This window comes from Rhizobium sp. B21/90 (assembly GCF_019355815.1).
In the GTDB taxonomy this organism is placed as follows: Bacteria; Pseudomonadota; Alphaproteobacteria; order Rhizobiales; family Rhizobiaceae; genus Rhizobium; species Rhizobium rhododendri.
This window is the reverse complement of the sequence record NZ_CP072163.1, coordinates 1,572,974-1,587,975: the sequence shown is the minus strand read 5'-3', so window position 1 is coordinate 1,587,975 and position 15,002 is coordinate 1,572,974. Positions and strand designations below refer to the sequence as shown.

Sequence of the window (15,002 nt, the reverse complement as noted above, 5' to 3'; positions counted from 1 at the left end):
CGGGTTCGGACTGCCCCGCGACCACAAAGAAGACATCCAGCCCTTTTGATGTGTTGATGAACACGACGCGTAGACATTCCGATTCACAGCTGATCCTCGCCGATATGTTTCAGCATTTCCTTCACCTTGGGATGAGCACAGCGCGCCACCCTTATAGAAAATGCGGGGCTGCTGCTTGGTGCGGGCGGACACCGCTGAGCAAACGAGATGCCCAGCGGCAGTGATCTCAGAACTCCTTCCAGGACTGTTCCGCAGACGCGCCGAACGCATTGGCAATCTTGCGTCCGAGCACTTTTGCGGGCGACGCTAACGGGCGTGGGTTGTTCGAAGCCAGCCGCACCGGTTGATGAATCAGCCCATGACCACCAAGATTGAACTGCGAGATCAGCTTGTTCAGAGCGTCGGCTTCGCTGGCCAGACTGTGACTGGCAGCCGTGGACTCCTCGACCATGGCGGCGTTCTGCTGCGTGCCCTGGTCAATCGTGTTGACGGCCGTGTTGATCTCCTGAATACCGACCGACTGCTCGCGCGCCGATTGCACGATGGCACTGACGTGACTGTTGATCTTCTGAACCTCGCCGACCATGATTTCCAAGGATTTCCCCGTTTCCCCAACGAGGGTGACACCGGTACGCACCTGCTCTCCGGATGTGATGATGAGCGCTTTGATCTCCTTGGCGGCAGCGGCAGAGCGCTGTGCAAGCTCCCGCACTTCCTGGGCGACGACCGCAAAGCCCTTGCCGGCATCTCCAGCGCGCGCGGCTTCCACGCCCGCATTCAGCGCGAGCAGATTGGTCTGGAAGGCGATTTCATCAATGACGCTAATGATGTTGCTGATCTCGCCGGAGGATTTCTCGATCTGATGCATGGCATGCACCGCGTTGCGCACGACTTCCCCGGCCTTCTCCGCACCAATTCTGGTGCGCGAGACAAGAACGCCTGCCTCTTCCGCCCTCTTCGTGGAATCACGCATCGTCGTCGTGATCTGTTCCAGGGCAGCCGCTGTTTCCTCGACGGAGGCCGCCTGTTGCTCGGTCCGCTTTGCCAGGTCATCTGCGGCGGATCGAATTTCATTCGCACCACCGTCGATGCCGCGAGCATTCTCCATGACTGCCTGTAGCGCCTCATGCAGTTTGGTCAGCGAGTTATTGAAGTCGAGACGCAACGTGTCGAGATGGGCGGCGAAGGGTGTCGAAATCCGATAGGCGACGTCGCCGTCAGCCAGCCGCTGGAGCCCGGCTGCCAAGGAATCGACGACGAACTGCGATTCCGCCGCTTCACGTGCCTTTTCCGCTTCACGTTCCAGGCGCTCCCGTTCGCTCATCGAGCGATTGGCCAGTGCTTCTTCTTCCATTGCTGTTTTTTGTATCGCGTTTTCTCGGAAGACAGAGACGGCGGCAGCCATTGCACCGATTTCGTCGACCCGGTCGAGGCCGGGGACTTCGATGGAGACATCGCTCTGCGCCAATCGGCCCATGGCGGTCGTCATTTGCTTGATGGGAGACGCGATGCTGCGGGCCACGAACCACATCGCCGCGATGCCGCCGGCTGCAATGATGAAGCCGACGATAATCTGGAACAGCGTGTCGGCATGGTTACGGTCTGCCAGCGATGATGTGAGGGCCTTGGCCTGCGCCATTGCTACCGATCTCGGGACTTGAATAATAATGGACCATGGCGTTTTCGTCCGGCCGATGACGATGGGTGACAGAGCCGTAAAGGTTTCGGCATTTCCCTCGACGGTATCGCGGCCGGCTTGTATCGATGGGAGTTGCGACGTCGCCGCTGGGCTTATCTGGTCAAACGGGCGGCCGATCGCATCCGGATGATCACTGGATGCGACGACAAGGCCCTTGTAGCTGACAATGTCGACAGCGGCTTTGCCGTCGTAGATCGATGCCTTTACATTTTCCGCAAGCTTCTGGACGAAGGTGAGATCGAAATCGGCTCCGGCAACACCGACGAACTTGCCGTCGATGGTCATGGGAACCGACATCGTCGCCAGATAGACGTTCTTGCCCTGAACGACATAGGGCAATGGGTCCAGGACGCTTTCGTCACCGCTGCCTTTCGGGCCAAGATACCATCCACCTTTCATGACGCCGTTGGGGTGAAGCGCTGTGCTGTCGTATTCGACAAGGGGTTGGACTGCCAATTTGCCATCGGCGCTCCGTGTCCAGTAAGGCAAAAACCGCCCGGTCGCATCCGATCCGGCATCCTGCTTGTTGCGAAAGAGTTGATCCTGCCCATCAAGTGCATTGGGCTCCCAGGCGCTGTACGTGCCGTTGAAGCGTGGATTGTCCTTCAGCACGTTGAGAAGGATGGCATTGAATTCAGCACGGCGTTTGCCATCCGGCGTCGCTGCTCCATTGTCGTTGCTCGCCGATATCTCGAACATCCGGGCCATGTTACGCGCCGAGTCGAATGCCATGTCGAGCGGCGACTTGATCAACGCGGCCTGCGCAAGAGCCAATGTCTTGAGATGGTTCTTGGTGCTGTCTTCCGTCAGAGTATCGACGTGTTCACCCACGAATGCCTTACTGTTGGCGGCCGATATGATGCTATACCCTACCAACGCGCCGCTTGCCGCAACGACGCAGACGCCCGCGAGCAGGGCAATTTTAAGCTGGATTGATCGTATGCGCACAGTCCGTCACTCCTCTGTCTTGGCGCATTGTGCGCCTGGGAGTTTGAGCGTGGCCCGCGAAGGTTAATTGTCTCAGTATTGAATAAAACTGTATTTGTCCGCTGTCGCAAATATGCGACGAAAATCTAGTTTTAAACTACAATGTCTGCTTTAAACTGTCTGTTTTTGAAAAGTCTGACGAATGTATTTGATTTAAATCAATATCGACCGGCATAGTATACTTGCCAACGGTCACGCAAGGGCTCCTTCGCCTGTGAGTTCCTTGTGCTTTCGCCCCAAAAAGGAGAGATTGATGAACATTGGCGCAGGCAGTTCCATTTCAAGACCGATTGCTGTCCTGCTTGTCGGAGCGAGATCTCGCACTCGTGATCGAATAGGCTGAACCGTCTAACTCATCTCAGACAAGCGCTTGGATATCGCCCGTCAGAAAAACGAACGTCTTTTTTAGGATCTGAATTGGGTTTCGTCGTGACAGGCATCCGTTGCAGTGTCGAGTTCTACACCATTTGGTGCTACGAGATAAGCGGCTGATGTTCAATCCGCCCAATCGCAAACCCTCCAAATAAGATCGCAGCCCGACCACTCACCCCACAATCGGCGCGGTACCGAGCGGTCGCTCGCTGGGCAGACGGATTACCAGCGACAGGCCCTCAGTCCTCCAGTCGCGGCTGATGCTTCCTCGAAGCTGCTTTTCCACCAAAGCATCAATTAAGGCTGTGCCAAATCCAGCAGCTCTGGTGGCGGCAGGAACGACGGGTCCTCTCTCCCGCCAATCAATTTCAAGACCACCTGGCTCAACCTTTCTCCAGTGAACTTCCACATTGCCAGCTTCGTTGGCTAGCGCGCCGTGGCTGGTCGCATTTGCAACCAGTTCGTGGAGAACAAGCGCAAGGGGCTGCGCATCAGTCGCTTCAACACCTATGCCGGGTCCCTCAAGCTGGACCGCATGCGGTCCGAATGCCGTGAACTGCTGACGAACAATTTCTTCAAGTGAAATGGAATCCCATCCCTTCTCGGCGAGCAGGGTGTGGACGTCCGCCAACGTTTGAATGCGATCACGGACCGCGCTTGCATAACGACTTGGGTCGGTCGCCTTGCTCAGGCGAACAATGCTATTGACGACAGCGAGAACGTTTTTCGCGCGGTGATCCACCTCTCTGAGCAGACGCCGCTCAGAGGCCTCCAGGCCAGCCACTCGACGCAACTCAGTGACATCCATCTGGGAAGCGAAGAAGTATGCGATCTCGCCTTCGTCATTGCGGATCGGGCTAATGTGAAGCTCGTTCCAAAATTCGCTGCCGTCTTTTCGGTAATTCAACAGATTCGCTGCAACCTCGACACCCGACCGGATGGACGCGCCTATAGTAGAGGTCACGCTTTTGGATGTCGCTGGACCCTGGAGAAAACGGCAGTCCCTGCCGACGACTTCAGACAAGGCGTAACCCGTGAGCTCGAGGAAAGCCTTATTGGCGAATAATATCGGGTTTTGCCCCTGGCCAGCATCGGCCATCACCATGGGTGTCCGCGAGCGCTCGAACGCGATCGTGTAGAGTTCTTTTTGGTCAGCGCTCGGCGACAATGCACTCAAGCTGGAGACGTTTATGTCGCCTGCGGGCTTCTCGTCGTTGGTCAATATGACACCATTTTTTTTGTGACTACCTCAGCTCAACGTGACAGCTGCCATTTGTTTCCTTCGCTCTGCCTTTCGCTGCGCCTCTCTCAGAAAGACCATGGGTCGCACAACTCGCCTCACCGTCCGAGGACCCACTCTGGATTCCAGAGAATAGACGGCGGTCCGGGTCATAGTCCGGCCGACCTCAGAAGCTCTGCATTGACGGCTGCATCAATTGGGGTCGAGCCGCCGGCTGGAGGCCGAGGCGTCGCGCTTGATCAATGGCCGTCCGGAGCTATCTCCGAAGGGAACGGGAGAATGGCGCGATGTGTAACCTCTACAACCTTACCACCAACCAGGCGGCCATCCGCGACCTCATCTCGATTACCCACTTCCGTGCGGGCAACCTCGAGCCGTCGCTAAACATACACCCCGACCGTCCTGGCCCAATCGTCCGCCTCGACGCCAGTGGCGAGCGCGAGCTGGCCATGAGCACATGGGGCATGCCGACGCCGGAGATCCATCGTGAGGACAAACCCGACAGAGGCGTGACCAATATTCGCAAGACATGGATACCGCATTGGCAGCAGTGGCTGGGCATAGGCAACCGCTGCCTGGTTCCGGCGACGGCGTTCTCAGAATATGAACAGGTTGCCGATCCGACCACGGGCAAGAAGTCGCTGCGCTGGTTCGTCGTCAACGAGGATCAACCCGTCTTTGCGTTAGCTGGCATTCACACGCGATGGAAGGGTGCCAGAGGGCCGATCAAGGCGCCCCGGCACGGCGAGCATGACATCTACGCATTCCTGACGACCAGACCGAATGCGCTCGTTAAGCCGATACATCCGAAGGCAATGCCAGTCATGCTGACGACGCGAGAAGAGTGCGAACTCTGGCTGACCGCGCCGTGGTGGGAGGCGAAGAAGCTCCAGCGGCCCCTCCCCGAGGAAAGCATGATGGTCTTGCCGCCGTACACAGCCGTGGGAGGCCTTGGAGGACGGCCACCTAAGACAGCAGACCTGTTCGCTTGAAAATGAAGACAGGAGATAAGACGAGCTGGGACGCGGTCGATGGTCCTAAGCGAACTGCTTCCTTAGGAAGGCAAGGGCTATCTCCGCACCCTCAGGGGTTATCGTGTGGCCAACCCCTGGCAGAACTTCAAGTTCCACGTCGAAGCCAGCAGTCCGCAACTGCCCGGCGGCCGCCTTCGAGGCCTGGACTGGTATGCTGGAATCGTCTTGTCCGTGGATCAGAAGGATAGGCATACGATTCGACATCACCGCCGGACGAAGTGGTAGTAACCCCGCAAAGGACACGAGCGCTCCGATCTGCCACCTGCCGGAGGCCACCGCGTCTAGGGCCATAAGGGACCCCTGCGAGACGCTCACGAAGGCGACGCGGTCAAGCGCGCGTTCGAAGCCTTCGCGTGTTACCACTTCCGAGATCAGCTCGTCGAAAGCCTCACGGACGAAATCGACATGATCGGGGCGCAACTCCTGTCCATCCACTCGAAACCACTGATGTCCACCCTGTGCCCCAGGAAAGGGAGCGTCGGGAGCGGCGAACCGCGTATTCGGCAATGTCCGTCGCCACGGGCCCGCAATGGGCATAATGGAGGAACCGCTTCCAGCCATCCCATGCAGGAGGATGACGAGCCGCTGCTGGGATGACGCTAATGAGACGCTCATCTTCTACGTCAGCCTATCGACGCCTTGGGGTCCTGCAGGCAAACGACATCGGGCGACGTCGTCTCCAGCCATCGAGGAGAACGTCGGGTCGACCGTTGACGCCGTTCAAGTTGTAAGTCGCGATTTTCACTTGCTGACTTTATGGTCACCTTAGTCTCCCTGTCCGAGTTGGGCGTCCCGCTTTGCCTTGTGCCACCCGTCTGCACACAATGACTGGCCGACGCCGAGGGCTTTCCTTGAACCGACGGCCTTTATCGCAGCAGACGTTTCGCTTGTCGGCTTCGGCTTTGATCAAATCGCGCTTTGAGCATGAGGGACTCCACTGTGGTTGTAGTCGAGGCAAACGCACGTCGAGCCGAAAAGATGCATTGGATTCATGGGTCTAAGTTGTGGACGTTAAATTCTTCGCTGGACATGCTGCAAATCGCTGAAATTGATTCGTTTTGACGCGGAACGAATCATCCCGGATTCGATTGACTCGCGGAAGTTGTGAGTTGGAGTATCGCGTCATGGCAGCACCTAGAGCCAACTGGAAGGGCTTTCTCAAATTCGGCGAAGTCGCTTGCGGGGTGGTGCTTTATACCGCCGCCTCTGCTTCCGACCGGATCGCCTTCAATACGTTGAACAGGAAGACGGGCAACCGCGTTCGGCGCGAGTTCATCGACAGCGAGACTGGCCAAACCGTAGAGCGCGACGACCAGGTCAAAGGCTACGAAATCGATAACGGTCAGTACATAGTGCTTGAGCCCGAGGAAGTGGCCGCTGCTGTCCCCGAGAGCGACAAGACGCTGAAGATTACCTCGTTCATCCCATGCCAGGAGATCGACGACGTCTATTTCGACAAGCCTTACTATCTCGCCCCCGACAAGATGGGAGCGGACGCGTTCGTCCTGCTGCGCGACGGCATGAAAGAGGCCAAGGTCGCCGCAATCGCGCAGACTGTCCTCTTCCGCCGGATGCGCACAGTCCTTATCCGCGCGCACGGCAAAGGACTGATCGCGACCACGCTGAACTTCGATTACGAAGTACGCTCATCAAAGGAAGCCTTCGAGGACATGCCTGAGCTGGAGATTAAGGGAGAGATGCTGGAGTTAGCCTCCCACATCATCGGCACCAAAAAGGGAACGTTTGACGTCAGCGAAGCTGACGATCGCTACGAGAGCGCGCTCGCCGAACTCGTAAAGGCCAAGATGGAGGGCCGCACGCTACCGAAACCGAAAGCGGTCAAGGTATCTGAGCCGACCGATCTCCTCCAAGCGCTGCGCGAGAGCGCTGGTATGCTGGCAGCCGCCGGGAACGCGCCGAAGCGGACCGCCGCGAACGGCAATGCCGGCATCAAGCGCCCAAAGACGGCTACCCGTGCCACCGCACCGAAAGCCAAAGCTGCTTCCGCCTCACAACGTCGCGCCGGCTGATAGGAGACCGCCATGGCATCGATACATCCTTACTGGAAAGGCTATCTCAAGCTCAGCCTGGTCACCTGCCCCGTGCAGATGATGCCCGCGACGACCGAGAGTGAGAAGGTTAAGTTCCATACCCTGTCGAGGACAACCCAGAACCGGGTCGTCAGCCACTATGTCGACGCAGTCACGGGCAAGGAAGTAGCCGATGGCGACGAGGTGAAGGGATACGAGCGCGGCGAGAACGAATACGTCATGCTCGAGGAAGACGAACTCGACGCCGTCGCCCTTGAGAGCACCAAGACAATCGACATCAAGGTTTTTGCGCAGCGAGACACGATCCAGTGGGTGTGGCTGGAGACGCCCTACTACCTTTCGGTGGAAGACCCGGTCGGCCAGGAAGCTTTCTCGGTGATTAGGGACGCCATGGCGGCGCAGAAGATGGTTGGAATTTCAAAGCTGGTGATCTCTCGCAGGGAGATGACGGTCATGCTCGAGCCCCGTGGCAAGGGCATCGTGCTTTGGACGCTACGCTACGGAGACGAAATCCGTGACGAAGACCTCTATTTCGTGAGCGTCGGGGAAGAGGTCGCCGATCCCGAGATGATGCCGCTCGTCCAGCAATTTATCAAGCAGCAGACCAGACCATGGGACCCGAAGATGGTCGTCGATCCTGTGCAGGGCAAACTTTTGGAGTTGATCGCGCTCAAGAAGAAGGCGTTGAAAAAGACCGTGAAGGCGAAGCCTGCTGTGGCGACCCCTGCCCCTTCCGGCAATGTCATCAACATCATGGACGCCCTGAGAAACAGCATCAAGGCCAACGCCGATAGCGGCCGCCGCGCCTAACGTAAAGGAGAAGCGAGATGACCCTGGAATTGAGCCACCAACCGATCGTCGTCGGCGAGAACGGTCATCTTCTCGCGACCGATGGCGAGCTTTTTTGGGTTGTCGTCGTAACACGTGAAGCTCTGGAGGCGGTAACCCACCTGTTCGATGCGACAGTCGAAAACCTGACAAGCCACGCCGGACTGTATCTCGCCATTGCTGAACAACACCTTGCTCGCAAAGACTTTTCACACAATCGGATTTGGGTGCAGGAAGAAGATGTCGATCTGTGGTTGGCTTCGGAACCCATTCGCCAGGCATCGGGACGTGTGGCTCGCAATCTCACTTCGGGATCGCGCCACCTTTTGCCCCAATTTACCGCCAATCCGGTTTGATCATCTCGGTACGAACTGGCTGGCATATGAGTGATGGCATCCGCCTTTCTTGTTCACGCCTGAGAAAAATGGTTCGAGGTTCCGCTCAGTGCGGAACATCCCACTCTCCCGCAAGTTCAAATATCACGGACCTGTGATTGCGATCACAACGTCCGGCATAGTCGCCACCAGATCATCGATAACAGTATCATATTCGCCCGATCCAATCGCACCTCTCAGCCGCCCGGCGACCCCGCAGTGGCGAAACAACCCCATGTATTAGGAGCCCGACCATGGCCAAAGCAGCAAAGACCCTAGACGTTCTCTTTCACGACACACTGAAGGACGTATATTTCGCCGAGAACAAGATCGTCGAGACCCTCCCCAAGATGCATGACGCCGCCAAAAGCAAACAGCTCAAGGACGCTTTCACCAAACACCTCGCTGAAACCAAAGTCCACGTCGAGCGCCTTGAGGAAGTCTTTAAGATTATCGGCAAGAAGCCGGAGCAAAAGACATGCGATGCGATGATGGGCATCACCGAGGAAGGTGCCGAGATCATGGAAGAATACGAAGGCTCTCCGGCACTGGATGCAGGCTTGCTCGCCGCGGCGCAGGCTGTGGAACATTATGAAATGTCGCGTTACGGCACGCTGCGCACCTGGGCGCTTGAACTCGGTATGAAGGACGCGGCGAAATTGCTCCAGACGACGCTCGATGAGGAGCAGGCGACAGACATCGCTCTGACCTCGATCGCGACTAAGGTCGTGAACCAGAAAGCCGAAGCCTGACTTTTGTAGGAAGGTGATCAACTGCCACTGCCAAGTTCGGCGGATTGGAACGAATGCGGATAGCTGCGTATCGGTCCGCCATCATACAGCCAGGCAAACATAGAACTATCTCGGGTCGCGGAATTCTCCGCGACCCGGGGCGCGTTCTGGGCGAAGCGTGCGAGCTGATCATCAAGAGCTTGTCGCAATTCGTTTCTGTGACGCTGTCAATTCATCCGACAGCGGTTGATGTACCTCACGACCTGTCGGCGTGACGTTCGACGACAGGAGACCGTTCTTGCAGGGTCGTTCGTCGTCCCACCCGGGGTGATCGACAATAGGGTAGAGACAAAGACCTTCCAGAGGAACGCCCAACTGGCGTGCGCGTTGGCCCTCGTCGGACACATACTGGAACCACGATGCGCGCCGGTCATCCTCGATCCCGGTTTCCGCTATCAGGATGGGTCGCCCGTAGCGGGCGTAGGTTTCCGCCAAAAGCTTGCTGAGGGGCTTGTAAAGAGGATGGCCGTGATCAATCGGCAGACCGCCGTGGATCCACTGGTTGTTGAAATAATAATTTACGCCGATGATATCGAGATAGCGTTCTGTTCCGCCGATCTGTGGCCACATGCGGCCCGAGATCAGGTCCCAGCCTTGGAATTGTGATTGGTGGTGACCGCCCGCCACACCGGCTTCCCAAGGGCGCGATGGGTCGGTGACGACGTTGATGATCGGATCACAGTGGACGAAGCGTGCTCGAGGATCTACTGAGAGGATGGCATCCATGGCCGCGATAGCGGCGCGCGCGAGCTGTACTTTCAACTCGAACCCTCGACCATTGCCAAATGGATTAAGGTATCCGGCGTCACCCCCGGCCCACGCAAAAAACGAGATTTCGTTGACTGGGCAGTAAAATGGTATTTCGTCGGTTTCCTCTCGAACGATGCGCGCGCATTCCCGAGAAAAACGTGCGAAGCGGTCTACGAATGCTGGTGACCAGATGTTGACGTCGTCCGGCAGGCCGTAATGGAGCAGGTCCCAGATCACCTGGGTCTTTGTTGTCGCCGCCGCCTTGAGCATCGGCCGAATGCTTGACCAATCGTAACGGCCGTGACGGTCGATGAGATGCCAGCGAAAGCCGTCTCGCACGGTACGGATCCCGAAGCCGGCCAGCTGCTGGTAATCCTGTTCCGCATATCGGTCGTGTCCGATTGACTGGATCACGTCTAGCCGCCGGCCTGAAACCTCGCCTCCGCGCGGCCGCAATCTGTGAGTGGAGCACTCAAACCCGCCCTGCAGGAAGGATTTAAAGAGGCTCGTGGGTTCCGCTGGCCTGCGCTCGGCACGCACTTCCGCAAAAAGTTGCTCCCACTGCGGGAGTACCTTTGCGACGGAGTAGGTGTCCTCGACTTTACGGCGAAGAGCCGAGCCGAGCTGGCGGCGGATTTGGGGATTGGCGATCAGCTCGGCGATCTTTCTGGCCACGGAGGCGGGATCGCCGTAGGGTACGAAAAGGCCGGATATACCATCATCGATCTGCTGCAGCGCGCCGTTGTCGGGTGTCGCAATGACAGGCAGCGAAGCAGCACCGGCTTCCGCGATCACATGCGGCATGCCCTCGCCCTTGGACAGCCAGACAAAGATATCGAATGCCGACAGTAGCTCGGCGATATCCTTGCGGTCGCCGAGAAAAACGAGCTTGCCGCCGAGACCGCGCTCAAGCGCCAGGTTGCGGAGATCATCGGCATAGTCCGGCATGAACGCATCGGGCCCGCCGACGATGACGAAGCGGGCGCTCAAATCTTCGGCCGAGACCAGTGCCGCGGCCTCGATGAAATCGGCGACATTTTTCTTTGGGTCCAGGCGCCCGACCCAGCCGGTCAGCGTCTGGCTGTCCGTAATCCCGAGGCCGGCGCGCAAGTGAGCGCGACGGGTCGTCTCGAACGCCGTCAGATCCACCATCGAAGGGATCTCGATGGCGTGCTGCTCACGCCCCGGCATGCTCGACGCTGCGGCGTCTCGGATCGACCGGCACACGCCGACATAGCGGCTCGTCAGGTGTTTCGGTCCGGCCAGCGCCTCCGATACCAGGCCGCCATGTTCGATCAGCAACGGTCGCAGGTGCATCCGCTCGAGCGCCGGATAGATGTCCGCGACATTCTGACAGGAGACGACGATGTCGTAGCCCGCTGCCTTGTCGGCGAGGTAGCCGACCGTATCATCGAACGACAATTGGTAAGGCGCGGTGTCGACGTCTACACCGAGGGCGCGCAGCTGGTCATGGGTCTGCTCTGGCATCCCCTCCTTGCGGAAGCAGGCGACCACGTCGATGCGATAGCGGCGCCGATCAAGGTGCTCGGCAAGGAGACGCACTTCCGTCTCCTCTCCGCCGACGACGAGCCAGGCGAAGACGAACAGGATCCTGGTTGGGGGGGCGCCCGCACTCATTGGGCCACCTGAAAGACGACCTGCAGGAAGTCTGGCCTGTTCTCGACAAGGTCGGTCAGAAAGCCCGGTGCGTCGTCCAGAGGGATGACATGGGTGATCATATGCTCACGGATGTCGCCGCCCCTCGCCTTCAGCAGGTCGATCGTTGCCAGAGCGAGCCGGCGTCTGTCCCACAAGGGGGCAAGGCCGCGCGGCACGCGGTTGATCTGCGCGCAGACGATGTTGAGGCCGTTGTGGTGGAACTCCTCGCCGAGCCGCAGAGCATCCGCACCGCCCTGGTAGAAGGCAAGGTCGATGACAGTACCCTGCGGACGCAGCGCCTTCAGGGCCGTGTGCAAACTGTCCGAGTGGGCACGCGTCTGAAAGACGATATCAGCACCGCGCCCCATGGTTCCATCATGCCAGCGGGCTTTCGCGTGGTTCCAGGCCTGGTCCTCGGTCATCGCCGTCAGGCCCATCGCCTCCGCTTTGCTTCGGCGAAAATCGGAGGGATCGGCGATAACGACGTCGGACGCCCCGAGCGCTTGCGCAAAGAGGGCCGTCATCAACCCGACGGTGCCGGCACCGATGACGAGAACCGGCCGGTCCTTAATGCCTGCCCCGAGCGCCGGGACATGGGCGCCATAGGCCAATGCGTCGGCGTGCAGAATGCCGTTGGCGGCGATCGGACCCATCTGGGCGACGAGAATGCCAAGGAGAGGATCGATGCCGTCAGGCATTGGGATCAGCACGTCGTGATAGGGGTTGGCCGTGTGGCCGGTCTTGTGGGCATAGGCGGAGGCGACGATGGCGCCCTTGGCAAAACCCGTCGCGCGTGATTCGGATACCCGCGCGACTTCCATGTAGCCGAGGAACGGTACCGGATAGTGGAGATCTGCTTCGTTGCCGACAAACACGCCACGATCGCTGTCGAAGCGCGACCGAAAATAGGGGTTGGTGTTCTTGAGGAAGGTAAGCTCCGTCCCTGCGGACAGGCCCGTGAAAAGTGTCTCCAGCCTCACCTGGCCATCGGACGGTGGCCCCTCCTCGTATTCGAAGAAATAGGGCCGCCCTGGTCCCTCGACGCCGAGCGAGCGGATCTTGCGGTGGCCGGGCGGCATTCCGTGATGCGCTTCCGGACGCGGCTGGAACTGCAGGGGCGCCGGCGCCGGCCGCGTGGTCTCCGGCATGTCGAGACGGACGGGTTCGCCGCTCTCGGCAGATGCCATGACGGCGAGTGCCAGACGGTGCGTCGCCACGGCATCGCCATAGGGGCAACGGATGCGGTTTTCACCGCCGCTGACAGCATCGATGAAATCGCGGTCCTCGCGCCAGACCGGGTCGCCGTCGGCGCCGCGGGTCGGCCGTCCTCGCCCGGTGTCGACCATGATGTCGCGGTCGGTCAATTCGATGGCGAGCCGGTCGGCAAAGATGTGCAGGCCGACACGGTGGTTCCAGCCGAGCAAGCACGTCGAGGCGATGTTGGCGATCACGCCGCTCTCGAAGGTCAGACTTGCCGTTGTCACCGTCGGCACGTCGAGGCCCGGAAATTCGGCCCTGTCGGTGTGTCCGACGCGGCCGTAGACCTCTCTGACGTCGCCGATCAGGAAGCGGATGAGGTCGAGGAGATGGGTTGTTTGCTCGACGATCTGTCCGCCGGACTTGTCCTGCTTCCACCACCATTGCGGCGGCGGCGTGGAATCGAGCCAGTAACCGGACAGCAGCTGCGCGGGGTTGTGTTCAAGCAACGTCCGCGCCTCGTCAACGGTGTCAAGATAGCGCCAGTGGTAGCCGACCGCTGTGATGATGCCCTTTGCCGCCACTGCTGCCGAAATCGCCTCTGCCGTCTCAAGGTCGAGCGACACAGGTTTTTCGACGAAGAAGGGAATGCCCCGCGCGATCAGGTCATGCTCGGGTTCGCCGTGCGCAAAAGGCGGTACGCAGACATAGACCGCGTCGGGGCGCTGCTCGTCGAGCATGTCCTTGTGGTGCCGGAAAGACCGTGTACCGAAGCGCATGGCGGCACGGTCGGCGCGTTCGAGGTCGGGATCGGCAAAGCCCACCAGTTCAACGTCTTCGAAAGTGGCGAGAATGTCCAGATGCCGTTGCGCAATGCCTCCGACGCCGATGAAGGCGAGACGCGTCTTTTTCATGGCTGTATCCTTTTGCTTAGCTATTGCAGGTTCCTGCAGAACGCGGTCGTAGATTGCGGCCGTTTCCGCTCCCATCCGGGCCGCGGAAAAGTTGGTCGCGAAGCGTGCGCGGCCCGCTCCGCCCGTGCGTGCTGCCCGGTCGGGGTCGGAAAGCGCCGCTTTAATGACCGCCGCGAGGGATATGGGGTCACCCGCCGTGGCGAAGAGTTCGTGATGCTCGCCGAGTGCTTCTACGGTGCCGCCGACGCGTGTGGCTGCGACGGGGATGCCGAGCGACATGGCTTCGAGAACCGCCAGCGGCAGGCCTTCGAAGCGCGATGGAAGGACGAAAAGATCGGCGATATTCACGATGTCGGCGACATCCTGTCTCTGGCCGAGGAAGCGTACATGGCCGGAAATCCCAAGCATCGAGACAAGCGCCTCACTGGCTTCCTGCTCATCGCCGGAGCCGACGAGAAGCAGCGTGGCCGACGGATGGGCGGCGATAACGTCCGGCAAGGCGCGCAACAGCGTCGCGTGATCCTTCTGGGTCGAAAACCGCGCCACCGTGAGGAGAACAGTGCGGCCATCCAGATCCATCTCTGATTTGACGTCGGTTGCCGATTCCCGCGGCTGAAGCGGGTATATGCCGTTCCTGACGACGCTCAGCCTGTCGCCAGCGATGTGACCGACAAAGCTCTCCCGGGAGGCGTCTGAGACGACGATGTGGTGGCCGATGGCTTCGATCTGTCGGCGGTATTCGTCGACTTGTTCAACATCGGTGAGGAGGTAAGGAAGATGCTCGGTACGGATGACGGGGATGCCGCGCTCTATTCCCGCAGCGGTAAGCCAATGCCCCTCCCAACCGATGCCAGCGTGCACATGCAGGAGATCAAAGGGCTTTCCGCCCAGCCAAGTTGCAAAATCATCTTTCGAGCTGAGGCGTTTTACGCTCAGACCGTGCCGCAGGGCGCGGGTGAGAAACGGGCTTCGTTCTCCCGACAAGAGCGCCAGGGTCACGTCCCATTGCTTGTCCAGGGCACGACCAAGGGCAAGCATGTGCTCTCCCATTCCCGACGGATCGAGACTGTCGGTTGCCAGCAGAATGCGGGGCATTACTTGCCCCC

10 protein-coding genes and 1 pseudogene are annotated in these 15,002 nt (G+C 59.3%); 5 read left to right on the top strand and 6 right to left on the bottom strand.

Features of this window, described 5'->3' with window-relative positions; genetic code table 11:
- Positions 1–226: 226 nt before the first annotated feature.
- Both J5278_RS25315 and J5278_RS25310 read right to left on the bottom strand, forming a co-directional pair.
- Positions 227–2,647, bottom strand: coding sequence for a methyl-accepting chemotaxis protein (locus J5278_RS25315; protein ID WP_257623443.1), 2,421 nt, complete (start codon positions 2,645–2,647; stop codon positions 227–229).
- Positions 2,648–3,230: 583 nt separating this feature from the next.
- A complete protein-coding gene (locus tag J5278_RS25310; protein ID WP_209185732.1) occupies positions 3,231–4,280 on the bottom strand; it encodes a PAS domain-containing protein in 1,050 nt (349 codons plus the stop codon).
- A gap of 305 nt (positions 4,281–4,585) precedes the next feature.
- Between J5278_RS25310 and J5278_RS25305 the strand changes: the two genes are divergently transcribed.
- Positions 4,586–5,290, top strand: coding sequence for an SOS response-associated peptidase (locus J5278_RS25305; protein WP_219258801.1), 705 nt, complete (start codon positions 4,586–4,588; stop codon positions 5,288–5,290).
- A 45-nt stretch (positions 5,291–5,335) separates the two neighbouring features.
- On the opposite strand, the gene J5278_RS25300 is transcribed toward J5278_RS25305, so the two are convergent.
- On the bottom strand, positions 5,336–5,893 hold the full coding sequence (locus J5278_RS25300) for a dienelactone hydrolase family protein (protein WP_307877483.1): 558 nt from the start codon (positions 5,891–5,893) through the stop codon (positions 5,336–5,338).
- Between the two features lie 74 nt (positions 5,894–5,967).
- Positions 5,968–6,077: pseudogene (locus J5278_RS31715) on the bottom strand (exodeoxyribonuclease III); the annotation flags it as partial.
- 379 nt (positions 6,078–6,456) lie between these two features.
- Here J5278_RS31715 and J5278_RS25295 point away from each other — a divergent pair.
- The 4 genes from J5278_RS25295 to J5278_RS25280 all read left to right on the top strand — a co-directional run bounded on the left by J5278_RS25295 (position 6,457) and on the right by J5278_RS25280 (position 9,337).
- Positions 6,457–7,362 (top strand): Ku protein, encoded by a 906-nt coding sequence (locus J5278_RS25295; RefSeq protein WP_219258793.1) that lies wholly within the window; start codon positions 6,457–6,459, stop codon positions 7,360–7,362.
- A gap of 12 nt (positions 7,363–7,374) precedes the next feature.
- Positions 7,375–8,193, top strand: a complete 819-nt coding sequence (locus J5278_RS25290) for a Ku protein (RefSeq protein ID WP_209185736.1) — start codon at positions 7,375–7,377, stop codon at positions 8,191–8,193.
- A gap of 17 nt (positions 8,194–8,210) precedes the next feature.
- Positions 8,211–8,567, top strand: a complete 357-nt coding sequence (locus J5278_RS25285) for a hypothetical protein (RefSeq protein ID WP_209185737.1) — start codon at positions 8,211–8,213, stop codon at positions 8,565–8,567.
- Between the two features lie 272 nt (positions 8,568–8,839).
- On the top strand, positions 8,840–9,337 hold the full coding sequence (locus tag J5278_RS25280) for a ferritin-like domain-containing protein (protein ID WP_209185738.1): 498 nt from the start codon (positions 8,840–8,842) through the stop codon (positions 9,335–9,337).
- A gap of 171 nt (positions 9,338–9,508) precedes the next feature.
- On the opposite strand, the gene J5278_RS25275 is transcribed toward J5278_RS25280, so the two are convergent.
- Positions 9,509–11,764 carry a glycosyltransferase family 4 protein gene (locus J5278_RS25275; RefSeq protein ID WP_209229416.1) on the bottom strand — a complete coding sequence of 752 codons (2,256 nt, stop codon included), beginning with the start codon at positions 11,762–11,764 and terminating at the stop codon, positions 9,509–9,511.
- Positions 11,761–14,991, bottom strand: coding sequence for a glycosyltransferase (locus J5278_RS25270; RefSeq protein WP_257623442.1), 3,231 nt, complete (start codon positions 14,989–14,991; stop codon positions 11,761–11,763). The genes J5278_RS25275 and J5278_RS25270 overlap by 4 nt, the downstream gene beginning before the upstream one ends.
- Positions 14,992–15,002: the final 11 nt, after the last annotated feature.

Excerpts from the sequence above, each read along its gene's own strand:
- J5278_RS25300 (WP_307877483.1), bottom strand. The coding sequence starts at position 5,893 with ATGGCTGGAAGCGGTTCCTCCATTATGCCCATTGCGGGCCCGTGGCGA.
- J5278_RS25295 (WP_219258793.1), top strand. The coding sequence starts at position 6,457 with ATGGCAGCACCTAGAGCCAACTGGAAGGGCTTTCTCAAATTCGGCGAA.
- J5278_RS25275 (WP_209229416.1), bottom strand. The coding sequence starts at position 11,764 with ATGAGTGCGGGCGCCCCCCCAACCAGGATCCTGTTCGTCTTCGCCTGG.
- J5278_RS25280 (WP_209185738.1), top strand. The coding sequence starts at position 8,840 with ATGGCCAAAGCAGCAAAGACCCTAGACGTTCTCTTTCACGACACACTG.
- J5278_RS25290 (WP_209185736.1), top strand. The coding sequence starts at position 7,375 with ATGGCATCGATACATCCTTACTGGAAAGGCTATCTCAAGCTCAGCCTG.
- J5278_RS25285 (WP_209185737.1), top strand. The coding sequence starts at position 8,211 with ATGACCCTGGAATTGAGCCACCAACCGATCGTCGTCGGCGAGAACGGT.
- J5278_RS25270 (WP_257623442.1), bottom strand. The coding sequence starts at position 14,991 with ATGCCCCGCATTCTGCTGGCAACCGACAGTCTCGATCCGTCGGGAATG.
- J5278_RS25305 (WP_219258801.1), top strand. The coding sequence starts at position 4,586 with ATGTGTAACCTCTACAACCTTACCACCAACCAGGCGGCCATCCGCGAC.